Source organism: Micromonospora pallida (genome assembly GCF_900090325.1).
GTDB classification, from domain to species: domain Bacteria; phylum Actinomycetota; class Actinomycetes; order Mycobacteriales; family Micromonosporaceae; genus Micromonospora; species Micromonospora pallida.
Map to the genome: position 1 here is coordinate 7,441,374 of NZ_FMHW01000002.1, position 21,127 is coordinate 7,462,500.

At 68.8% G+C, this 21,127-nt stretch carries 21 protein-coding genes and 2 tRNA genes (1 of these 23 running past the window's edge); 17 read left to right on the forward strand and 6 right to left on the reverse strand.

The features are described 5' to 3' along the window. Positions 1 to 36 precede the first annotated feature (36 nt). Both GA0074692_RS32045 and GA0074692_RS32050 read left to right on the forward strand, forming a co-directional pair. Positions 37 to 669 (forward strand): isochorismatase family protein, encoded by a 633-nt coding sequence (locus GA0074692_RS32045; protein WP_281199086.1) that lies wholly within the window; start codon positions 37 to 39, stop codon positions 667 to 669. A 50-nt stretch (positions 670 to 719) separates the two neighbouring features. Beyond that, positions 720 to 1,421 (forward strand): SDR family NAD(P)-dependent oxidoreductase, encoded by a 702-nt coding sequence (locus GA0074692_RS32050; protein WP_091651749.1) that lies wholly within the window; start codon positions 720 to 722, stop codon positions 1,419 to 1,421. On the opposite strand, the gene GA0074692_RS32055 is transcribed toward GA0074692_RS32050, so the two are convergent. Beyond that, positions 1,414 to 2,154 (reverse strand): DUF6081 family protein, encoded by a 741-nt coding sequence (locus GA0074692_RS32055; protein WP_091651752.1) that lies wholly within the window; start codon positions 2,152 to 2,154, stop codon positions 1,414 to 1,416. The genes GA0074692_RS32050 and GA0074692_RS32055 overlap by 8 nt on opposite strands. Before the next feature lie 205 nt (positions 2,155 to 2,359). Between GA0074692_RS32055 and GA0074692_RS32060 the strand changes: the two genes are divergently transcribed. From GA0074692_RS32060 to GA0074692_RS32090, 6 genes are all read left to right on the forward strand, one after another. Next, positions 2,360 to 2,695 carry a DUF485 domain-containing protein gene (locus GA0074692_RS32060; RefSeq protein WP_091651756.1) on the forward strand — a complete coding sequence of 112 codons (336 nt, stop codon included), beginning with the start codon at positions 2,360 to 2,362 and terminating at the stop codon, positions 2,693 to 2,695. Beyond that, complete coding sequence (locus GA0074692_RS32065; RefSeq protein ID WP_091651759.1) at positions 2,692 to 4,398, forward strand: solute symporter family protein; 1,707 nt, start codon at positions 2,692 to 2,694, stop codon at positions 4,396 to 4,398. The genes GA0074692_RS32060 and GA0074692_RS32065 overlap by 4 nt, the downstream gene beginning before the upstream one ends. Before the next feature lie 59 nt (positions 4,399 to 4,457). Then, the gene (locus tag GA0074692_RS32070; RefSeq protein WP_218106730.1) at positions 4,458 to 6,056 is read left to right on the forward strand and encodes an FAD-dependent monooxygenase; all 1,599 of its coding nucleotides are present in this window, start codon (positions 4,458 to 4,460) and stop codon (positions 6,054 to 6,056) included. Positions 6,057 to 6,436: 380 nt separating this feature from the next. Then, a complete protein-coding gene (locus tag GA0074692_RS32075; RefSeq protein ID WP_091651762.1) occupies positions 6,437 to 7,663 on the forward strand; it encodes a 3-deoxy-7-phosphoheptulonate synthase in 1,227 nt (408 codons plus the stop codon). A 1,239-nt stretch (positions 7,664 to 8,902) separates the two neighbouring features. Continuing rightward, complete coding sequence (locus GA0074692_RS32085) at positions 8,903 to 10,393, forward strand: DUF6851 domain-containing protein (RefSeq protein ID WP_218106732.1); 1,491 nt, start codon at positions 8,903 to 8,905, stop codon at positions 10,391 to 10,393. Positions 10,394 to 10,500: 107 nt separating this feature from the next. Next, positions 10,501 to 11,316 carry an alpha/beta fold hydrolase gene (locus GA0074692_RS32090; RefSeq protein WP_218106733.1) on the forward strand — a complete coding sequence of 272 codons (816 nt, stop codon included), beginning with the start codon at positions 10,501 to 10,503 and terminating at the stop codon, positions 11,314 to 11,316. On the opposite strand, the gene GA0074692_RS32095 is transcribed toward GA0074692_RS32090, so the two are convergent. Both GA0074692_RS32095 and GA0074692_RS32100 read right to left on the reverse strand, forming a co-directional pair. After that, positions 11,300 to 11,614 (reverse strand): hypothetical protein, encoded by a 315-nt coding sequence (locus tag GA0074692_RS32095; protein WP_091651768.1) that lies wholly within the window; start codon positions 11,612 to 11,614, stop codon positions 11,300 to 11,302. The genes GA0074692_RS32090 and GA0074692_RS32095 overlap by 17 nt on opposite strands. Before the next feature lie 67 nt (positions 11,615 to 11,681). Next, entirely contained in the window at positions 11,682 to 12,116 is a 435-nt protein-coding gene (locus GA0074692_RS32100; protein WP_425413412.1) for a hypothetical protein, read from the reverse strand. A 263-nt stretch (positions 12,117 to 12,379) separates the two neighbouring features. On the opposite strand from GA0074692_RS32100, the gene GA0074692_RS34385 reads away from it, so the two are divergent. After that, positions 12,380 to 12,955, forward strand: a complete 576-nt coding sequence (locus GA0074692_RS34385) for a hypothetical protein (RefSeq protein ID WP_141725462.1) — start codon at positions 12,380 to 12,382, stop codon at positions 12,953 to 12,955. Positions 12,956 to 13,088: 133 nt separating this feature from the next. Here GA0074692_RS34385 and GA0074692_RS32110 read toward each other — a convergent pair whose 3' ends face one another. Beyond that, positions 13,089 to 13,430, reverse strand: coding sequence for a hypothetical protein (locus tag GA0074692_RS32110; RefSeq protein ID WP_245730788.1), 342 nt, complete (start codon positions 13,428 to 13,430; stop codon positions 13,089 to 13,091). Positions 13,431 to 13,895: 465 nt separating this feature from the next. Here GA0074692_RS32110 and GA0074692_RS35480 point away from each other — a divergent pair, with 465 nt between their 5' ends. Beyond that, positions 13,896 to 14,501 carry a hypothetical protein gene (locus GA0074692_RS35480; protein ID WP_218106734.1) on the forward strand — a complete coding sequence of 202 codons (606 nt, stop codon included), beginning with the start codon at positions 13,896 to 13,898 and terminating at the stop codon, positions 14,499 to 14,501. Continuing rightward, a complete protein-coding gene (locus tag GA0074692_RS35485) occupies positions 14,485 to 14,922 on the forward strand; it encodes a tyrosine-type recombinase/integrase (RefSeq protein WP_281199146.1) in 438 nt (145 codons plus the stop codon). The genes GA0074692_RS35480 and GA0074692_RS35485 overlap by 17 nt, the downstream gene beginning before the upstream one ends. 90 nt (positions 14,923 to 15,012) lie before the next feature. Here GA0074692_RS35485 and GA0074692_RS32120 read toward each other — a convergent pair. Further along, positions 15,013 to 15,086 (reverse strand) — tRNA-Gly (locus tag GA0074692_RS32120). A gap of 355 nt (positions 15,087 to 15,441) precedes the next feature. On the opposite strand from GA0074692_RS32120, the gene GA0074692_RS32125 reads away from it, so the two are divergent. The 6 genes from GA0074692_RS32125 to GA0074692_RS32150 all read left to right on the forward strand — a co-directional run bounded on the left by GA0074692_RS32125 (position 15,442) and on the right by GA0074692_RS32150 (position 20,898). Then, positions 15,442 to 15,515, forward strand: a tRNA-Pro gene (locus GA0074692_RS32125). Positions 15,516 to 15,655: 140 nt separating this feature from the next. Next, positions 15,656 to 17,014, forward strand: a complete 1,359-nt coding sequence (tig, locus tag GA0074692_RS32130; RefSeq protein ID WP_091651786.1) for a trigger factor — start codon at positions 15,656 to 15,658, stop codon at positions 17,012 to 17,014. Between the two features lie 171 nt (positions 17,015 to 17,185). Beyond that, positions 17,186 to 17,827, forward strand: coding sequence for a ClpP family protease (locus GA0074692_RS32135; RefSeq protein WP_091651789.1), 642 nt, complete (start codon positions 17,186 to 17,188; stop codon positions 17,825 to 17,827). Between the two features lie 14 nt (positions 17,828 to 17,841). Continuing rightward, a complete protein-coding gene (locus tag GA0074692_RS32140; RefSeq protein ID WP_091651792.1) occupies positions 17,842 to 18,504 on the forward strand; it encodes an ATP-dependent Clp protease proteolytic subunit in 663 nt (220 codons plus the stop codon). A 225-nt stretch (positions 18,505 to 18,729) separates the two neighbouring features. Further along, on the forward strand, positions 18,730 to 20,025 hold the full coding sequence (gene clpX, locus GA0074692_RS32145; RefSeq protein WP_091651797.1) for an ATP-dependent Clp protease ATP-binding subunit ClpX: 1,296 nt from the start codon (positions 18,730 to 18,732) through the stop codon (positions 20,023 to 20,025). A gap of 75 nt (positions 20,026 to 20,100) precedes the next feature. Then, entirely contained in the window at positions 20,101 to 20,898 is a 798-nt protein-coding gene (locus GA0074692_RS32150; protein ID WP_091651800.1) for a carbon-nitrogen hydrolase family protein, read from the forward strand. Between the two features lie 33 nt (positions 20,899 to 20,931). On the opposite strand, the gene GA0074692_RS32155 is transcribed toward GA0074692_RS32150, so the two are convergent. Beyond that, a protein-coding gene (locus GA0074692_RS32155) for a hypothetical protein (protein WP_091651804.1) crosses the window boundary here: on the reverse strand, positions 20,932 to 21,127 show its 3' portion. 35 nt of this gene lie beyond the right edge of the window; only the last 196 of its 231 coding nucleotides appear in the window; the start codon falls outside the window, past its right edge — the gene reads right to left on this strand; it ends in the stop codon at positions 20,932 to 20,934.

Genomic DNA, 21,127 nt, shown 5'->3' on the forward strand with positions numbered 1-21,127 from the left:
GCGCAGACTGAACCCAGGAGGCGAAGGACCATGGCCATGGCTCCGATCGCGCCGTACCGGATGCCCGGCGACGGCGACCTGCCGAGCCCGGCGATGCCCTGGCGCCCGCGTCCGGACCGGGCCGCCGTGCTGGTGCACGACATGCAGCGGTACTTCCTGCGGCCCTTCCCGGCCGGGCAGTCGCCGCTGACCGAGTTGGTCGCCAACGTCATGAAACTGCTCGCGGCGGCGCGTGCGGCCGGCGTGCCGGTGTTCTACACCGCGCAGCCGGGCGGCATGAGCCGTGCGGACCGGGGCCTGCTGCACGACCTCTGGGGTCCCGGTATGAGCAGCGAGGACGCCGATCGCGGCATCGTCGACGACGTCGCCCCCGAGCCGGACGACACGGTGCTGACCAAGTGGCGCTACAGCGCGTTCTTCCGGAGCGACCTCGAGGACCGGCTGCGCCTCTCGGGCCGGGACCAGCTTCTCGTCTGTGGCGTCTACGCGCACATGGGCTGCCTGATCACCGCCTGCGACGCGTTCAGCCGGGACATCCAGCCGTTCCTCGTGGCGGACGCGCTGGCCGACCTCACGCTCGACGACCATCTCATGGCGCTCCGCTACGCGGCTGATCGTTGCGCGGTGCCGCTCTCCACCGCCGGCGTGCTGGCCGAGCTGGAGAAATAGCCGGCCGGGTCCGTCAGGTCACCGGCCATCACCCACCCCGGAGGAATCACGTGTCCGAACGCACTCAGGTCGTCGTCATCGGTGGAACGTCGGGGATCGGGCGGCACTTCGCCCAGTCCTGCGCCGAACAGGGACACGACGTCGTCATCACCGGCCGTTCGGCGGATCGGACCAAGGGCATCGCCGACGAGATCGGCGGACGGACCCGTGGGATCGCCCTGGACCTGGCCGAGCCGGAGCAGGTCGTGACCGCGCTGGCCGACGTGGCACGCGTCGACCACCTGGTGCTCGCGGCGCTCGACCGGGACTACAACACGGTGCGCGAGTACCGCCCGGCCGACGCGGTGCGCCTGCTGACGGTGAAACTCGTCGGCTACACGGCGGTCCTGCAGGCGCTCGCCCCACGGCTGACCGACGAGAGCGCGGTCGTACTGGTCGGTGGCCTGGCCAGCCACCGGCCGTACCCGGGCTCCACGAGCGTGACCACCGCGAACGGTGGCATCGGCGCGCTGGTTCGGACGCTGGCGGTGGAACTCTCGCCGGTCCGGGTCAACGCCCTGCACCCGAGCATCGTCGCCGACACGCCCTTCTGGAGTGACAAGCCGGCCGCCCGCGAGGCCGCCGCGACTCGCGCGCTCACCCGGCGGCCGGTGACGATGCAGGACTGTACCGAGGCGATCACCTTCCTGCTGACGAACCGTTCGATCAACGGGGTCAACCTGAACATCGACGGCGGTGAGGTGCTCATCTGATCCCGGTCGTGACCCGCCACGGCCCCCACCGGCCGGTCGCACCCTGCCCGTGCTCCCGCTGCGCGCGGGGGTAGCGGGCGAGGTTCCGGGCCGAGAACAGGGCCATGCCGGCGGTGAAGCCCGTCACCGGCACCGGAAGCCGGGTCCAGTAGGCGAGCCGGCCGTCGACGTGGAACTCCACCTCCGACGTCTCGGCCCGGTAGGTGATGGCGTAGCCGTGCGCGTCCCCCGGCCCGGTGGGCACGTCCAGGACCACCCGGTGGATGTAGTACTCGTCGGGGCGGGTCACCCCGGGCAGCACCAGTCGCTCGACGACCGCGTACACGGTGTCGTTGGTCGCGGCGGCGTTGAGCACGACACCGGTCTGCAGGTCGAACAGGTTCACCGTGCCGTAGGCGTCGAGCAGGTCGTACGGGGTCTGGCCGTAGGTCCGTACCGCCATCTCGACCTCGACCGCGAGCTGGCCCGCCGCCGGTACGGCGAGGCGTCGTACGGACCGGTACATCTGCTTGGCGTTGTTCTGCCTCGGGTCGGTGTCGTGGAAGCGGGTGAACGGGTTGACGGTCAGCTCCAGGTGCCCGTCTCCGGTCCGCATCCGGGCGTTGCGGTCCTGGTACCGGTACGTCTCGCCGTCGGCTCCCGCGATCGACATGATCCGCCAGCGGGCGGGGTCGAGCTTGTCGCTCGTGAAGTCGTCGTACGTCCAGGTGGTCGTCTCCAGCGCCGAGGTCATGGCCACACGATCGGCCCCACAGCCATCGATGGGCATCGCACGTTCACGCGGTTCGGCCGGAGCGGCGCGCCATTTCTCCACTGCACGCCGAAAATCCCGTGAATGGGCCATGCCAACGGGGCAATCGGTGCCTCAGACTGCCGCGTATTGATCGACCGCCATGTCATGGCGCCGTCACCACGGCGTCCTCAGTAGAGGAGGTGTCATGGGCACGATGGACTCGGCAGCGAACGGTGACCGTTATGTTGCGGTATATGAAAGCGCCCAGTTCAAGACCCTGCGGCGTCGGTCCAATTCCTTCATCGTCTGGGCGAGCGTCGTCTTCTACGGGTGGTGGTTCGTCGGCATCTCGCTCGCTGCCTTCGTGCCGGACTTCTTCCGGACGGGACTCGGCGGCCCGATGAACGTGGGCCTGCTGTTCATCCTCCTGTCGCTCCTCCTCGTGGTGGCGATCGCTGTTTCGTACCTGCGTTTCGCCCGTGAACGACTCGATCCCCTCAGCGAGCAGATCCGGGCGGACCTGGAAGGAGACCTCCGATGACCGGTGTTCTCGCGGCCCCCGCGCCACCCCCGATCGAAAACACCTGGGCGGCGCCCGCGATCGCCACCGTGGTCGCCGTCGCCATCGGTGTCCTGGTGTTCGTCCTGGCGAACGCGGCCCGTGGCCGTATCCGCAACCCGAACGACTTCCTCCTCGCCGGCCGGCGGATCGGCGCCGGTGAGAACGCCTTCGCGATGGTCGGCGGGACCATCATGTACTCGACCGTGATCATCATTACCGGGCACGTCGCGTTGAACGGCTTCGACGCCATCCTGCTGCTGACCGCCTTCACGATGTCCACCGTGGTCGGGGTGCTGATCTACGCCGGCCCGGTGCGGAACGTGGGCGGGTACACCCTGGGCGACGTGTTCGCGCTGCGTGCCCAGGAGCGGCCGGCGCGGATGGCGTCGGCGGTCCTCACCCTGCTCATCTTCGGCATGTTCACGATCATCGCCGTGGGCTCGGTCGCCTTCGTCGCCACCCGGATGTTCTCCACCAGCTCCACGGTGAACGCGCCGCTGGTGGCCGGCATCACCGTCGTCGTCGGCCTGGTCGCCATCGCCTGGGTGTACCTGGGCGGCATGGAGGGCGTCACCAAGGTCCTGGTGCTCAAGGTGGTCCTGATGGGCGGCCTGGTGGCGGTGCTGACCGCGGTGGTGCTCGCCCGGTACAAGCTCAACCTCGTCGAGCTGCTCAACGACGCCGAGGCCAACGCGCGACCGGACAAGCGCGGTCTCGACCTGCTGACCACCGGCCGGCTGTTCGAACCGGGCTCCACCTACGCGTCGGACCAGGACCCGTGGGTCCACCTGTCGAAGGCCTTCTCCATCGCCGTCGGGGCACTGGGGATGCCGTTCCTGTTCATGCGGTACTTCGTGACGCCCAACGGGCGGGAGTCGCGGCGCTCGGCCGGCCTGGCGTCGATCATCACCGTCGTGTTCTGGACGTGCATGATCATCCTCGGCCTCGGCGCCGTCGCGATCCTCGGTGGGGACGCCATCGGCCAGGTCGCCGCCCACCGCGACATCACCCTTCCCAAGATCGCAGACGAGATCGGCGGCGGCTGGGCCACCGGCGCGCTCGGCGGGATCGCCCTGATGGCGACCGGTGCGATCTTCGCGACGCTGCTGCTCAACGGGGTCACGTCCATCACCAAGGACCTCAACGCGGCGCGGGGCCGGACGATGGACCCGGCCGCCGAACTCAAGAGCATCCGGCGCAACGTGCTGATCGTCGGGCTCGCCTCCCTCGTCGGCGGCGTGGTGATGCTGACCCAGCTCACCCACATCTTCATCCCGACGTCGATCGACCTGGGTGCCGCCTGTGTCCTGCCCGCGGTCGTCTACTCGCTGTTCTGGCGGCGCTACAACACCCGAGGACTCCAGTGGACGGTCTACGGCGGAATCGCCGTGACCCTCTTCATGGTCCTGTTCTCCAACGGGGTGTCGGGCGACCCCACCGCTATCTTCCCCGACGCCGATTTCAAGTTCGTCGACTTCGAGCCCGGCCTGCTCGGGGCGCCGCTCGGCTTCCTGTTCGGCTACCTCGGCTCGGTCACCAGTAAGGAACGCGACGACGCCCGCTTCGCCGAGGCGCAGGTCCGTGCCCTCACGGGCGCCGTCGTGCCCGCCGGGAGGGACCTGCCCGTCCGTGGCACGGACGAGCGTGGCGGGGAGACCCGGATGGTCAGCGAAACCAACTGAACGACCGCGAACGGTGTGGGGCGGTCGCACCGCCCCACACCCCTTCGGGAGGGCCAATCGTGGATCCGGTACCGGTTCTGGTGGTGGGCGCGGGCCCGGTCGGCATGGTCACCGCCCTGGCGCTCGCCCGCCAGGGTGTTTCCTGTGTCCTCGTCGACCAGGGCTTCGAGACGTCCGTCCACCCCAAGCTCGACTACGTCAACGCCCGCAGCATGGAGTTCCTCCGGCAACTCGGCATCGCCGACGACGTCCGGTCCGCCGGGGTCGCGCCCGAGCACCGGGCCGACGTGATCTGGTCGACCGGCCTGGCCGGTGAGCCGATCACCACGTGGGGACTTCCCTCGGTGGCCGAGGAGTGGCGACGCATCGCCGAACAGAACGACGGCAGCCAGCCCACCGAGCCCGGCCAGCGGATCTCCCAGATCGACCTGGAGCCGGTGCTGCGTGCCCACTGCCGGCGCAACCCGCTCGTCGACCTGCGCTGCGGGCTGCGGTTCGACTCCCTCAGCCAGGACGACGACACGGTGACCAGCCACCTGGTCGACGTGCTGACCGACGACCAGGTCCGGGTGCGCTCCCGGTACGTGATCGGGTGCGACGGCGCGTCCAGCCAGGTCCGCCGGGCGGTGGGCATCGGCGAGGAGGGCTTCGACGTACCCGGGTTGCCGGGCGCATTCATGGTGCACTTCAAGAGCCGCGACCTGGACACCCTGCACCGGCACGGGCGGTTCTGGCACTACTTCGCCTTCCGGTACATCATCATCGCCCAGGACGAGGTGGACACCTGGACCGCGCACGTCAACGGGATGGAACCCACCGAGTTCGACACCCCGCCAGCCGATCCGGCGGCCTTCCTGCTCGACACGATGCGGACCGACCTGAAGATCGACAAGGTGCTGCTGACCTCCCGCTGGCGCCCCGGCTTCATGATCGCGGACCGCTTCCGGGCCGGCCGGGTGCTCCTCGCCGGCGACTCCGCCCACCGCATGTTCCCGACCGGCGCCTACGGCATGAACACCGGCATCGGCGACGCGGTCGACGTGGCGTGGAAGCTCGCCGCCCTCGTCCAGGGCTTCGGCGGCCCCGGCCTGCTCGACAGCTACGAGGCGGAACGCCGCCCGGTGGGCCTGCGCAACATGCACACCTCCCACCGGCACCTCGGGGTGCACCTCCGGGCAGGGACACTGCTGCGCGAGGGGGCGTCGCGCGAGGCCGTCGCAGCCCTCCTCCAGGCCGAGCGCGGCGAGAACGAGTACCGGGGGATCGAGCTGGGCTACCGGTACGACGACTCGCCCGTCGTCTGCCACGAGGATTCCCCCGCACCACCGTGGAGCCCTCGGGAGTACACGCCGACGACCTGGCCCGGCAGCCGTCCGCCCAGCCTCCTCCTCGCCGACGGCACCCCGATCTACGATCGCTTCGCCCCGTCCTTCACCCTCGTCGACTTCACCGGCGACGGCCGCGCCGACCCGCTCCTGGCCGAAGCCGCCGCCCAGAGCGTGCCGGTCAGCCACACCGTGGTGACCGACCCGGCCGCGCGGCAGGTCTGGGAACGTGACCTGGTGCTGCTCCGCCCCGATCATCACGTGGCCTGGCGCGGAAACCGGACCCCCGCGGACCCGGCCGCCGTGCTTCGGCGCGTACGAGGTACGCGGTGACCGAATCGCGTACGAGGTGCGCGGTGACCCGATCCGCCCGGTGACGACCTGAGCCCGGATCGCAGTACGTCCGGGGACGACGATGGCCGGTGCGGTTTCCTCGCACCGATGGCGCGAACGCGCCATACCCGTCCACCGGACGCAGTCGCCCGGTCCGGTCGACCACGTCGCGCCCAGGCGCCCGCAAACGGCGCTTTCCGCAGCGCGAAGACGTGATGTGCCGGCCTCGGCGGCTGGGGCACGCTATCGGCACACTGCTCGACCGGGCGGAAAGCTCCAGCGCGGTCGGGCCGGTCCGGGCGAACGAATTCCGCCCGACGACCGGCCTACGGCTGCCGTGGCTCCCGGGGCCCGTCGCTGATCTCTCGATCGGAGGACAGATGCAGCAATCCAGCTTCACGGCGGACTCCATCCAGCTCGGGCCGTGGGAGGGCCGACCAGCAGTCCAGCAACCGGATTGGCGTGACCACCCCGCCTACCAGGAGGCCTGCCGGTCGCTGGCCTCGGCTCCGCCCCTGGTGACGGCCACCGAGATCCGGCAGTTGCGGGAGGCGCTGTCGAGACTGGCGACGACCGGCGCCCTCCTGCTCCAACTGGGCGACTGCGCCGAGAGCTTCTACGAGTGCACACCTCGGCACACGGCGGAGAAGCTGAAGGTCATCGACTGGCTGGGTGACCGACTCGGCGAACTCACCGGCCGGAGTGTCGTCCGGGTCGGCCGGATGGGCGGACAGTTCGCCAAACCCCGGTCGCAGGCGCTCGAGTGGCACGACGCGCTCAGCATCCCCTCCTTCCGCGGGCACATGATCAATTCGGATCTGGCCACGTCGGTGGCCCGGAAGGCCAACCCACGGCGCATGGTGTGGGCCTACGAGGCCAGCGACCAGGTGCAGCGGGTGATGCGGACGTACCGCCGGGAGAACGGACCCACGGCGGCAACGGAAGGGCCCTGGTCGAGCCACGAGGCCCTGGTCGTCGACTACGAGTCCCGACTGATCCGCCGTGACCCGGACACCGACGACCGGTACCTGGGCTCGACCCACCTGCCCTGGGTGGGGGAGCGGACCCGTCAGCCGGCCGAGGCGCATGTCGCCCTGCTCTCCGCCGTGGTCAACCCGGTGGGCTGCAAGATCGGACCGACCGCGAGTCCCGACGACATCCTGGAGGTGTGTGCGGCGCTCGATCCGCGGCGCGAACCCGGCCGCCTCGTCCTGATCCCCCGGATGGGCCGCGACCGGATCCAGGAGGCCCTGCCGCCCATCGTCCGCGCGGTGGTGAACGCGGGACACCCGGTCGTCTGGCTGAGCGACCCGATGCACGGCAACACGGTGACGTCGCAGGTCGGCCTGAAGACGCGTCACCTCACCGACGTGATCACCGAGGCGCTGCGCTTCCGCGACATCCTCGAGGGGAACCGGCAACACGCCGCCGGACTCCACATCGAGATGGCGGCGGACGACGTGACGGAGTGCATCGGGGGATCCGTCGAGAACGAGGACGAACTACCGCGCCACTACACCTCGCTGTGTGACCCGAGGCTCAACGTCAACCAGGCCACCGCGCTGATCGAGGCGTGGGCCACGGGAACGACGACGGGCCGCTCCTGACCGGGAGTCCGTCCGGGCTCCGGTACGGACTTCACGTCCGGTCCTCGAGCTTCTGCGCGAACGCCAGCCAGGCCCCGGCGCACGACCGAGCCACTCGGCGACGGACTTCCGCCAGTGCGGTGGCACGGCCTCGACGAGTTCGCCCCACTCCGCAGGCTCGACCACGTGGCCGTCGAGCCAGCGGAAGACGGCGCGGCCGGTCTCCGTGTACTTCACCGCCGGATCCCGGCTCAGGTTGGCCCGCATCGAGGCCCAGTCGATGCTCTGCCGGGCGATGCCCGTTCTGCGACGCTGCGAATCTGCCGGGCCACCGACGGATGGCTCGCGCTCCTCGACGATGCCGGTCGGCTCCGGACGCGGACGGCCGTACGGATCATGAAGGGACGTCCCGCGCTGCGAGGCCAACACCGGGTCCTGGCCCGCTCGTAGCCGAGCCCGTACGTCGCGCGCCGTCCCCACCGAGACGCCGGCCTCCCGGGCGATGGCGCGCAGGGGCGCGGCGCCCGGGCGATGACCTCGCTCGCCCGTAGCCGTCCCGCCGAACCGTCCAGAGGACGGACCCGGCCGTCTCTCCCCACGCGACTGCTCTCCCGCTCCTCGGGCAGGGACAGGCGGCGTCGGACCGCGCTCACCGTGGTCGGGGACAGCCCGGTGGCGGCGCCGCCCGGAGCCGGTGCATGCCGTCGATGACCCGCATCGTGCTCCGGTGTACGAGAATCGGCGGAAGGTTCTGCGCCGCAGCCAACAGTTGTACGTGTTCGGGATCCTCCCCGGCCAGTCGGGGTGAATAGCCGGGCCGCAGCGACGATATCGGTACCGAAACCGGATCCGTCTCGTCCGGCGCGATCGGGGCCTGCGTATTTACGTGCCCGGCTAATTTCCTGCTGGCGCTGGCCATTTCCCGGATCTCCGGGTTGCTCGACATCCGAACACTCACCTGTCAATGGGTAGGATCCCGTGCACGTACGGCAATCGGTCCCGCTGGCGGCAGGGGCCGTTCCGGTGTCACCATCGCTTCTGACACGCCGTCCCTGAGCAGCAGAAAGCCTGCCCTGCTGCATCATGGCGGGCGGTCTCGGCCTGAGCAACATCGTTTCCCGTCCACTGTGGGTAGTTCCCACTACCCGTTCGGGTAGTGGACGGTGGCGAATCAAATCCACTAATATCGATCAAACTCCGTTGATCATATTTGCTGTGGTGCGCGATTTCTCGTGGCGGGCGATCGAAAGGACAATTCCGGTGACGATTCTGAGGCGGCTACGGAGACGGCGCCTGGGGGGCGTGGTGGCCCTCGCCGTGACGATGGCCCTGGCGGGATCGCTGACCAGTGGCGTGTCGGCGGCGCCACAGGAGGAGGCGGCCTTCGACCTCGACCACGGGAACGTCCTGCTCGAGGTCGTCTACCCGACCTTCAACATGGTGTCGCGTACGGAGAGCCTCGGCCGCCCACAGTCGTGGACCCTGGACCACGCCATGCTGTTGGAACTGCCGTGGTTCGACGCCATCGCCCCTTACCACCCCACGGCGGTCGGCATCTTCTCGGACCTCGGCCGGCGGCCGGCGGCGGAACACACGACGCGTAACAAGAACATCGCCGTCACGTACTCGGCCTTCACCTCGTTCAACGCGGTCCTTCCGCAGTACCGGTCGACCTGGCTCGGAATGATGGAGTTGGCGGGCCTCGACCCGAACAACACCGCGGAGGACCCGACCACGGCCAGCGGTATCGGCATTCTCGCCGCCAAGAACGCCGCGGCGGCGAGGAAGAACGACGGTTCCAACCGGGACGGTGACGCGGGCGACCGCAAGTACAACCAGCAGCCCTACGCCGACTACACGGGCTACCGGCCGGTCAACACGGCGTACCAGCTCCGCAACCCGTCCCGCTGGCAGCCGAACACCACCTCGGCGCGGGAGGTCTTCACGGCCCAGGAGTTCGCGACCCCTCAGTTCGGCCGGGTGAAGCCGTTCACGTACGACAGCCCCCAAGAGTTTCGGGTCGCTCCGCCGACCAACAGCAACCACCTCGACCGCCGGGCCTACCGCAGTCAGGCCGACGCCGTCCTGAGGGCGTCGGCGAACCTGGACGACCGCCAGAAGGTGACCGCCGAGCTGTTCAACGACAACGTCCGGCCCTTCGGGATCGTCGCCGGCGCGATCGCCCGCGGGAACGTCCACCTCAACACCGAGGAGACCGTCCGCTACGTCGCCGCCTCGGTGGTGGCCGGCGTCGACGTGGTCATCGCCTCCTGGTACCTGATGCGCAAGTACGACTCGGTGCGACCGTACAGCGCGATCCGTTACCTGTACGGCGAGAAGAAGCTGACGGCGTGGGGTGGCCCGGGGAAGGGCACCGTCAACGACATCACCGGTGACGAGTGGCAGGGCTACCTGAGCAGCCTGGCCTTTGCCTCTCCCGAATACCCGTCCGCCTCCGCCGCGCTCTGCCTCGCCTACACCCAGCAGGCGCGACGCTTCATCGGCACCGACCAGTTGAACATCGCCTGGCCGGTGGCCAAGGGTTCCTCGCTCGTCGAACCGGGCGTTACCCCGGCCAGCGACCTGACCCTGTCCTGGAGCAGCCTGAGCGCCTTCGCCAGCGACTGTGGCCAGAGCAGGGTCTGGGGCGGTGACAACTTCCCGTCGTCGGTCGAGGCCGCGAAGCAGTACGCGCCGCAGATCGGCGACCGGGCCTACGACTTCGTCCAGCGCAAGCTGAACGGCCGCTGATCCCCTTCGTACTGACGCCGGCTGCCGACGGTGCCCTCTGGCCCCGTCGGCAGCCGGCCGCCTGCGCGGACAGCGCGTAGTTCGGCCATCACAGTACGATCATTCCCGTGTTGCCGATACACGTGACGGTGTGGGACGACCATGCTCAGCGCGGTGACCAGGTCATCCTGGTGCACGGCACCATGACGTGGGGGCTCGCGTCGTTCGCGCATCAGCGCTCGCTCGCGAAAGATCGGCGGATCCTCGTCGTGGATCGCCGAGGCTTCGGAGCCAGTCCCGACACCGACCAGAGCGACTACGACGTCGACGCGGACGACATCGTCGGGCTGATGGACAGGCCCAGCCACCTGGTCGGACACTCGTACGGCGGGGTGGTCGCGATGCTCGCTGCGGCACGCCGCCCGGAACGAGTGAGTTCCTTGGCGCTCATCGAGCCGTCGGCGCTCGCCGTGGCGGCCGACCAGCCCGTCGTCGCCGCAGCACTCGACGCCAACCGGCGGTACGTGGCCGCGTCACGATCGATGTCGGCGGAAGAGTACCTGCGAACGGCGTACAGCGGGAGCGACGAGCCGATGCCCGAGCCGTTCGAGTACGCCCTGCGGGCAGCGCGGACCGCGATGCGGGAGCGGCCCTGCTGGGAGGCCGAGGTACCGGTCGACGACATCCGCCGAACCAGCTATCCGAAGCTGGTGCTCGCCGGCACCTGGGAGACGGCCTCAGCGGAATACCGGTCGGCGACCGGGGACGCTCTGGTGGCGACAGCACGGACGGTGGCCGCGCGCATCGGCGCCAGCTTCCACCAGGTCGCAGGGGCGGATCACTCGCCACACCGACAACGCCCCAACGAGGTGAACCGGCTGCTGCTCGGCCTCTGGGCACAGACCGGCAACGTCCAGCCCACCCAGCTCACCTCGGCGGACTGACTGGCGGCGCTGCGGACCGGCCCTGGACGATGTCGCCGGACGACTCCACCAGGTCGATGAAACGGCGCAGGATAGGCCAGGGGACTTCGCCGCTACCGGCTCTGAACATCACTTCGTTTGCCGGGCGCGGTGTGAACGGCCCATCATCCGGCGTTGCGTCCGGGATCGTGACAACGATGTACGGCCCGGTTCCCGGTGCTCCGGTCAGTCCGACCAGCTCGTACTGCCACGCGTCGTCGGGCAGGCTGTAGTTCGAGTTGACCTCGTACAGCTTGCCGTCGTGATCCCAGACTTCCACGGCAGCAGGATCACACACGTTCGGCCACAGCCGCCTGGAGCGGGCGACGGGAATCGAATCCGCACCGTCAGTTCGGAATCATCCTGCGGTGGACGACGCCGACGTAGGCCGCAGTAGGGCCAAGCGAAGCGACGGCGCCACCCAAGCACGCCAACAGTGTGCCGACCGGTGGTCCGCCGGTCAGTACTACGACGCCAGCCACGTAGAACGTTGCCAGCACTGCGGCGACGGCGGACGCGACCAGCAACTTCATGGAGAGCCGTCCGCTTTTCACGGCAACCTCGCCGACCCAGCCCGCCGGCACGAACAGCAGCGGCACCAGGGCGACGCCCAAACACCCCAGCGAGCAGCACAGCACCGGCCCGGCGAGCGGACCGCCTGGATCCCCGGTGGTGTTCCACGCCCACACGAGCAGTCCGACGTAGATGACGGGCGCCTGCGCGACGAACACCACCCAGGCGACAAGCGCACCAACAACGTGGCGATCAGTCGCTCTGCTCATCATTTCCCCCGCACGACGGCTCCAGGAGGGCATGCCACTGTGCCATGTTGCTCTTGCCCGGTGTGCATTGGACCTCTGGGCTGCGAAGCTGACCGCCGTTGCCCTGGACTCCGGCCCGACACGCACGCAACGGAGACCGCTTTCGCAGGACAACGCCCGGGCGGGAAGCGCCGTACACTCTGGACCCGGCGCTCGGGTGAAGGCTTGGGAAGTTTCCCGCCACTGTGACACGGTCCGGGCAAGCACCTGCTGGAGGGCGCGACGTGACATCTCGGATGCCACCCACAAACCCGGCGGGCCATCGCCGTCTGGCTATCACCATCGCGCTGTGCGGAGCCCTCGCCGCAATCGTGGTCCTCCTGGTGGTGATCCCTGGCGCGACCGGCGGTGGCTGGGGCGTCCTCAACAGCCTCCGGCCGTCTTCGTCAGCTTCCCCTGGACCAGACCCGGCCGCGAAACCGGCATCCGGCGTGGTGGCCCCTGAGGCGCAGCTCGTCAAGGCTTGCATCAAGCAGACCAAGAGCGAGGATCTGTACAAGTTCTACCTGCGCGACATACCTGAGAGCCGGTGGGGAGACCCGGTTAGAGGCACTCTCTCAACATTCAGTGAGCCATACGTGCTCTGGCTTCTGGACGCTGACTGCAAGCCATACAAGGCGGTCGAGGTGCCAGCTGGAACCAGTCGTACGTTCAGGGCGTACGTCGGCCAGGTCTGGTACTACGCCGAGGCGTCAGCGACGCAACCTGACGGCTACGACTACCTCGTCTTCAGCCCTTCCGAAAGCGGTGCCCCGAAGATCTTCAGCGACACTGGGCGCCTCGTCTACCGCACGGAATAGGCGAGCTGTGGATCTCTGAGGAGGGCCGACGCTGGTCCGTGTCGTCGCGCTGCCGGTGAGGCCGACGCCGCCGCTGAATGGCACGCGGTTGGCACGCGCCCGACTCCCATCCCTCTCGTCCCGTGAGAGACGGCTACCCACCGCCCGCCTCTTGCCACGCCGACAGCTTCTGCCGAAGCCGTCTCACCTCCTCAGGTGGGGCGTCCGGGAACTTGGGCACTGCTTCAGCGATTTCCTCCATCGCCTCCTCACCGATCACCTGGCTGATGGCATCCCACAGGACCATTCGCGCCCGAGACGCTTGAGGGCCGATCAGCCACTCGGTGATGAACCGGTCGAGGGTCTCGGCGTCTGCTTCGCCGCCCGCCATCCGTGAACCGATTCGGTCAATCGAGCGGGTGAGGCACTCGAGCAAGCGAGCTACCTCGATCGCCCGGTCAAGCGGGACGGTCACCGTTGATTCGCGGCTGTTCACGTCCAAGGCTGCTCCTTTGGATCAACATGCTGTCGTGGACCGTCCAGATCCTCGGACGGATGGCCGCCAGTCTGCCCCCGTCGTGCGCCCTGATCTTGGCGACAAGGGTGCGCTGTTGGCGTTCCGGCAACATCGGTCGAGCGGTCAAGCTCACGCTGCCGACGGGCGGCGCTCCGGGTCTTCGGACGCTACGGCCTTTTGCCGCGCCGCTGGCCGGGAGCAGCCCGGCCGGAACTCATTAGGACGCGGCGGTCGGCCCGGTTGCGTCTCGTGCCCGCTGCGCGCCACGGTTACTGGCCCACGGATGGCCCATGCTGGCCTTCGGATTAGAAGAAGATCGCGAATGGTGGTCCGGCGCACCCCTGGTCAGTACATCCGCGGTTGCCGGTAGCGCCGATGTCTGCGGGCCGTGTTGTCTGTACGGCCGGCCAACGCGTGGCCAGGGAGAGCCCTAGGCTGACGCCCATGCCGGCGGAGCACGACGTGATTGACCTAGACGAGCATGATCAACGGCCGGCGGAGTCGAGCGGCACCCCTGACCGCCTTATGGCCAGACGAAAGACGAATGCACGGCTCGTCGCTGCCTTCGTGGTCGGCGCTGTGCTCGGCGGTGTCGGGGTCAGCGAGCTGCGAGACTCGCGGGACGAGCGGAAGCGGAATGCTTCGGTCTCGCTCGTGGCCTTCCCTGCATCCAGCAGTAGCGGGAGTTCGGACGTCACGGGCGTCCTTCAGATGGAGGGGCAACTGGCCGTGATCAACGCTGGCCCCGCGCCGATCACGGTTCGTGCGGCTACCGGTCAACGACCAGGCATCCAGGTTCGTGACAACGGCCGCTCTCGGTTGCTACGCCCCGGCGGCACCGGCTGGATCGGTGTCAAGCTGCGTATCGAGTGCTCTACCGCGTTCGAGAGCGAGCCATTGTCGATACGGTTCTCGGTTGAGACCGCCGATCGACAGGTCAGAGAAGTCAGCTACCCCGTCGCCGTTAGGGGAAGCGCCTGGCACCAGGGGGCCGAGCGACCATGCACGTACCTCACTAACTTGGCGAAGAGTGGTGTCAACGGCGGCTAGCGCTGAAGCGGATCTCCTCGTCGGGGCACGGGCCGTCGCTCTGCCGGCTACTGCGGTGGATGCGCTCCGGGTGCACCTGGACCAGTTCACCGCTGCCGACGCTGAGGCCCTGGTCTTCACCGGCGACAAGGGCGCGCTGTTGCGTTCCGGCAACTTCGGTCGAGCGGTCAAGTGGACGCGGACCGTCGCAACGCTGGGCTTGCCAGCCTTCCACTTCCATGACCTGCGCCACACCGGCAATACCCTCGCTGCTGCCTCGGGTGCCAGCACCCGCGAGATGATGCAGCGGATGGGCCACGCGAGCATGCGCGCCGCGTGGATCTACCAGCACGCGACCAACGAACGGGACCGCGAAATCGCCTCGGCAATGGACCAGCGGATCGCCCGTCATGCCAGGCGCAAGGGTGCCCAGGGAAGCTAGTGGCCCACGGATGGCCCGCAAAGTCGACCATGGGGGAGAGGCAAAAGGCCCAGGTGCCGCGATCATGCGGTCTACCTGGGCCTTTGCTTGTGGAGCGGGCGACGAGAATCGAACTCGCACCGTCAGTTTGGAAGACTGAAGCTCTGCCATTGAGCTACGCCCGCGTACGCCCCGACTCGCCGGGTCGCGCCGACAGCGTACCCCGTGTTCCACTCCACCGCGCATCCGCCTTCGGTTCGACCCTGCCCCCGGCGCGCCGTCCCGCCCGGGGCCGCATCGGACGCCTCGGCCGCCGGCCACGCCATGGCCGCGTCCCGAGCAGGCCGCTCCGCTACCTGCCGTACCCGCTGGCGGAGAACAGCGGGAAGGTGTGGCTTCCGTAACCAGCCGGCGAACGCACGGCGTACCCGGAAAGACATGCGGACCATCCCGCCCACCGGCTGGTTTGTCGGAATCTGTGACTGACTGCGCGGCCCGGACGTCCCGGCTCCGTGCCGACGGCATACACTTCTGTCGCCACGGGGTGTGGCGCAGCTTGGTAGCGCACTCGCTTTGGGAGCGAGGGGCCGTGGGTTCAAATCCCGCCACCCCGACTGTCGTCCGCGGCCGGGTCGCCGAAGTGCCGTCGTCGCGGTACCTGGGCGGCTGCCGGCGTGCCAGGCCGGCTCGCCTACACTCGATGGGCTGAATCACGCCCAGACTAAAAACCGAGATCCGTTCAAGGAGTACGCCTGTGAAGAGCACCGTCGAGACTCTGAGCCCGACGCGCGTGCGGCTCGCCATCGAGGTGCCGTTCGTCGAGCTCGAGCCGAGCCTCAGGAAGGCGTACCGGGAGATCGGCCAGCAGGTCCAGGTTCCCGGCTTCCGCCGGGGCAAGGTTCCGGCCGCGGTGATCGACCAGCGGGTCGGCCGGGGCGCCGTCCTCAACGAGGCGGTGCAGGAGGCGATCCCGGAGAACATCCTCGCCGCCGTCCGCGAGCACGACCTGAAGACGCTCGGTCGCCCCGAGGTGGAGATCACCGAGTTCAACGACGGTGACAGCCTGAACTTCACCGCCGAGGTCGACGTCCGTCCGGAGCTCACCCTCCCCGACGCGGCCACCATCGAGGTGACCGTCGACGAGCTGCAGATCGACGACAGCGAGATCGACGAGCAGGTCAAGAACCTGCGCGAGCGGTTCGCCACGCTGAAGACCGTCGAGCGCGCCGCCCAGGAGGGCGACTTCGTCCAGATCGACCTGAACGCCACCGTCGACGGCGAGGACGTGCCGGGCGGGTCGGCGACCAACCTCTCCCACGAGGTCGGCAGCAAGCAGCTTCTCCCGGGCCTGGACGAGGCCGTGGTCGGCCTCGCCGCCGACGAGAACGCCACCTTCACCACCCAGCTCGTCGGCGGCGACTTCGCCGGCAAGGACGCCGAGGTGGCGGTGACGGTCCGCACCGTCAAGGAGAAGGAACTGCCCGAGCTGAACGACGAGTTCGCCCAGATGGCGAGCGAGTTCGACACGCTCGAGGAGCTCCGGGGCGACGTGCGTGAGCGGATCTCCAAGGGCAAGCGGGTCGAGCAGATCTACGCCGCCCGGGACAAGGCCCTCGAGCAGCTCGTCGAGGCGGCCGAGGTGCCGGCGCCGGAGGGCGTCGTCCGCGAGGAGGTCGCCAGCCGCAAGCAGGCGATGATCGACCAGCTCGAGCGGATCGGCGCCTCGCTGGAGGAGTACCTCGCGGCCGAGGAGAAGACCGAGGAGCAGATCGACGAGGAGCTGACCACGGCGGCGACCGAGGGTGTCAAGATCCAGCTTCTGCTGGACACCCTGGCCGACGCCGAGGACGTCCAGGTCTCCGACGACGAGTTCGGCCACGAGATCGTCCACCGGGCGCAGCGCGCCGGGATGCCGCCGCAGCAGTACTACGACCAGCTGGTCCGCTCCGGCGCGGCAGCGGCCGTCTTCGGTGACGTCCGGCGGGGCAAGGCGCTGGCCGCCGTGATGGAGCGCATCACGATCAAGGACTCGGCCGGCAACCCGGTCACCCTCGACGCCCTGAAGGCGGAGGGCGCCGAGGCGCACGACCACGACCACGACCACGAGCACTGATCACCGGCTCGGCCGCCGTCCGCCGCTCGCGGCGCGACGGCGGCCGAAACCCTTTTCCGGGTACGGATCCCGGGTGGCTGCGCTTAGAGCGAAAAGGCCCCCGACCGGGAGTCTGTCCACCGGTGGAGCGGTTAGTGTCGGGTAAGACGGTACGGAGAGCGAAGGGCTGCCATGACCGACATGCACATCCCAGCGATGCCGCTCCGGGCGATCGAAGCCCGCGGTGGCGACCCCCTTGGCAACCTGGACGACTCGGTCTACAACCGGTTGCTCAAGGAGCGCATCATCTTCCTGGGTAGCGAGGTGACCGACCAGGTCGCCAACCGCATCTGCGCCCAGTTGCTCCTGCTCGCGGCGGAGGACCCGGACCGCGACATCAACCTCTGGATCAACTCGCCGGGTGGCTCGGTCTACTCCGGCATGGCGATCTACGACACCATGCAGTTCATCGACAACGACGTGTCGACCGTGGCGATGGGCATGGCGGCCTCCATGGGCCAGCTGCTGCTCTGCGCCGGCACCAAGGGCAAGCGGTACGCCCTGCCGCACGCGCGGATCATGATGCACCAGCCGTCCGGTGGCATGGGCGGTACGGCCTCCGACATCGCCATCCAGGCCGAGCAGATGCTCTACACGAAGCGGATGTTCCAGGAGCGGGTGGCCTTCCACACCGGGCAGGAGCAGCCGCAGATCGAGGCCGACTCCGACCGCGACCGCTGGTTCACCGCGCAGGAGGCCAAGGACTACGGCTTCATCGACAAGGTGATCACCGGAGCCACCCAGGTTCCGGAAGGCGCCGGGACCCTGAGCTGATCGAGGAGCTGACGATGACCGACCTGAGCCTGCCGCCGCGTTTCGCGCCGGTGCACAACCGCTACGTCCTGCCGTCGTTCGTCGAGCGCACCTCGTACGGGGTGAAGGAGTCGAACCCGTACAACAAGCTCTTCGAGGACCGGATCATCTTCCTCGGCGTCCAGGTCGACGACGCGTCGGCCAACGACGTGATGGCGCAGCTGCTGACGCTCGAGGGCACCGACCCGGACCGCGACATCATCATGTACATCAACTCGCCGGGTGGCTCGTTCACCGCGATGACGGCGATCTACGACACCATGCAGTACGTCCGGCCGGACATCCAGACGGTCTGCCTCGGCCAGGCGGCCAGCGCCGCCTCGGTGCTGCTCGCGGCCGGTACGCCGGGCAAGCGGATGGCCCTGCCGAACTCGCGGATCATCATGCACCAGCCGGCCACCGAGGGTGGCTACGGCCAGGGCTCGGACATCGAGATCCAGGCCCGCGAGATCCTCCGGATGCGTACGCAGCTGGAGGAGATGTACTCCAAGCACTGCAACCAGCCGGTGGACAAGGTCCGCAAGGACATCGACCGGGACAAGATCCTTACGGCGGAGGAGGCCCGCGAGTACGGCGTGGTCGACACCATCCTGACCAGCCGTAAGAAGGGTCTGCTGGCCGCCAACGCCGCCAGCTGAGTAGTAGGGGTCAGAGGTCGGCCCGGGGGTGCGCCCCTGGCCGACCTCTGACACACCCGGTTTTGGGGGTCGGAGAAACCCCCGGCAGCGGGTAACGTCGGGTCTGTGCCCCTTCGCTGGGTCGGACCGGCGAGTGCAGACACGGACACGGGGATCACGGACACGGGGATCAACGTCCGCAAGCCAGGGCCGGCGTGCCGGCCGACGAGTGCAGGGAGAACGTAGGTGGCACGGATCGGTGACGGCGGCGACCTACTGAAGTGCTCTTTCTGCGGCAAGTCGCAGAAGCAGGTCAAGAAGCTCATCGCGGGCCCTGGGGTCTACATCTGCGACGAGTGCATCGACCTCTGTAACGAGATCATCGAAGAGGAGTTGGCCGAGTCCGGCGAGGTGAAGTGGGAAGAGCTTCCCAAGCCGATGGAGATCTGCCAGTTCCTCGACAACTACGTCGTCGGCCAGGACCAGGCCAAGAAGGCCCTGGCGGTGGCGGTCTACAACCACTACAAGCGGATCCAGGCCGAGGCGGCCGGCGCGCCGGGCTCCGGCAGCGACGCCGTCGAGCTGGCCAAGTCCAACATCCTGCTCATCGGGCCGACGGGCTGCGGCAAGACCCACCTCGCGCAGACCCTCGCCCGGATGCTCAACGTCCCGTTCGCCATTGCCGACGCCACCGCGCTCACCGAGGCGGGCTACGTCGGCGAGGACGTCGAGAACATCCTCCTCAAGCTGATCCAGGCCGCCGACTACGACATCAAGCGCGCCGAGACGGGCATCATCTACATCGACGAGGTCGACAAGATCGCCCGTAAGTCCGAGAACCCCTCGATCACCCGGGACGTCTCCGGCGAGGGTGTCCAGCAGGCGCTGCTCAAGATCCTGGAAGGCACGGTGGCCAACGTGCCGCCGCAGGGTGGCCGGAAACACCCCCACCAGGAGTTCATCCAGATCGACACCACCAACGTGTTGTTCATCTGCGGTGGCGCCTTCGCCGGCCTCGACCAGATCATCGAGGCCCGCACCGGGCAGGGGGGCACCGGGTTCGGCGCCCGGCTCCGGGCGGTGTCCGAGCGCTCGACCGACGACATCTTCGGCCAGGTCATGCCGGAGGACATGCTCAAGTTCGGGCTGATCCCCGAGTTCATCGGCCGGCTTCCGGTGATCACCAATGTCCGTAGCCTGGACCGCCAGGCCCTCGTGCAGATCCTCACCGAGCCACGCAACGCCCTGGTTCGGCAGTACCAACGCCTCTTCGAGCTCGACGGGGTCGAGCTGGAGTTCGAGCAGCCCGCCCTGGAGGCGATCGCCGACCAGGCGATGCTCCGTGGCACGGGCGCCCGTGGCCTGCGCGCGATCATGGAAGAGGTCCTCCTCTCCGTGATGTACGAGGTCCCGAGCAACCCGGACGCCGCGCGGGTGCTGATCACCCGTGAGGTGGTCCTGGAGAACGTCAACCCGACGATCGTGCCCCGCGAGTTCACCGGTCGCCGGGCCCGTCGGGACCGCGAGGAGAAGTCGGCCTGACCGCCGTTCGTCGCCCGGAGTGCCGCCCGTTTTCGGGACAGCGGGCACCCGGGCTGCGGCCGTAGGCTGGTGCCCATGCGCGTCGCCGTCTGTCAGCTGAACGCCCGCGAGGACCGGACCGCCAACCTCGCGACCGCCGAGCGTCTCCTGGTCCGCGCCGCGGAAGCCGGCGCTGACCTCGCCGTCCTGCCCGAGTACGTCGACTACCTCGGCCCGGGCGCCGGGCTCCCCGAGCCGGAGCCGGTGGACGGCGAGGTGGGCAGCTTCTTCGCCAAGGTCGCCGAACGGCTTAACATGTGGGTGATCGCGGGCTCGTTCCACGAGCGCGGGCCCGACCCGGAGCACACGTACAACACGTCCCTGGTGTTCGACCGCTCCGGTGCGCTGGCCGCCAGCTACCGCAAGATCCACCTGTACGACGTGGAGATCCCCGGACGGGTCTCGTACCTGGAGTCCGCGACGGTCGCTCCCGGCACCGAGCCGGTGGTGGTGTCGGTCGAGGGTCTGCGGGTGGGCTTGTCCATCTGCTACGACCTGCGGTTCCCGGAGCTGTACCGGCAACTGGCCACCACCGGTGGTGCCGAGCTGCTGGTGGTGCCGGCCGCGTTCATGATGCACACCGGCCGGGACCACTGGGAGGTCCTGTTGCGGGCCCGGGCCATCGAGAACCAGTGCTTCGTGGCGGCGGCCGGGCAGACCGGTGACCACGAGCCGGGCCGGACGTGTTTCGGCCGCAGCATGGTCGTCGACCCGTGGGGCACGGTCCTCACCCAGGTCCCGGACGGCACCGGGCTCACCACCGCCGACCTGGACCTGGAACGGCTCCGGACGATCAGGGCCGAGCTGCCCAGCCTGGCGAACCGCCGGCTCTGAGCGGCGTCACGCCCTCTGGAGTTTCCGGCGGCGTCACGCCTCCTGGAGCAGGACACCGACCACGGCCAGCCCGGCGATGGCCGCGGCGGTGACCAGGAGCGCGGTGGTCATCCGGGAGGGACCACGTCGGGCCAGCCGCCGCACCGAGGCCACGACGGCGAAGAGCACGAAGAGCGCGATGACCAGCTGCCAGATCGGCAGGAGGAGTCCCAGGAGCGCGTCTTCGGCG

Excerpts from the sequence above, each read along its gene's own strand:
- GA0074692_RS32045 (WP_281199086.1), top strand. The coding sequence starts at position 37 with ATGGCTCCGATCGCGCCGTACCGGATGCCCGGCGACGGCGACCTGCCG.
- GA0074692_RS32055 (WP_091651752.1), bottom strand. The coding sequence starts at position 2,154 with ATGACCTCGGCGCTGGAGACGACCACCTGGACGTACGACGACTTCACG.
- GA0074692_RS32060 (WP_091651756.1), top strand. The coding sequence starts at position 2,360 with ATGGGCACGATGGACTCGGCAGCGAACGGTGACCGTTATGTTGCGGTA.
- GA0074692_RS32065 (WP_091651759.1), top strand. The coding sequence starts at position 2,692 with ATGACCGGTGTTCTCGCGGCCCCCGCGCCACCCCCGATCGAAAACACC.
- GA0074692_RS32075 (WP_091651762.1), top strand. The coding sequence starts at position 6,437 with ATGCAGCAATCCAGCTTCACGGCGGACTCCATCCAGCTCGGGCCGTGG.
- GA0074692_RS32100 (WP_425413412.1), bottom strand. The coding sequence starts at position 12,116 with ATGAGCAGAGCGACTGATCGCCACGTTGTTGGTGCGCTTGTCGCCTGG.
- GA0074692_RS35480 (WP_218106734.1), top strand. The coding sequence starts at position 13,896 with ATGCCGGCGGAGCACGACGTGATTGACCTAGACGAGCATGATCAACGG.
- GA0074692_RS32135 (WP_091651789.1), top strand. The coding sequence starts at position 17,186 with ATGACCGACATGCACATCCCAGCGATGCCGCTCCGGGCGATCGAAGCC.
- GA0074692_RS32140 (WP_091651792.1), top strand. The coding sequence starts at position 17,842 with ATGACCGACCTGAGCCTGCCGCCGCGTTTCGCGCCGGTGCACAACCGC.
- GA0074692_RS32150 (WP_091651800.1), top strand. The coding sequence starts at position 20,101 with ATGCGCGTCGCCGTCTGTCAGCTGAACGCCCGCGAGGACCGGACCGCC.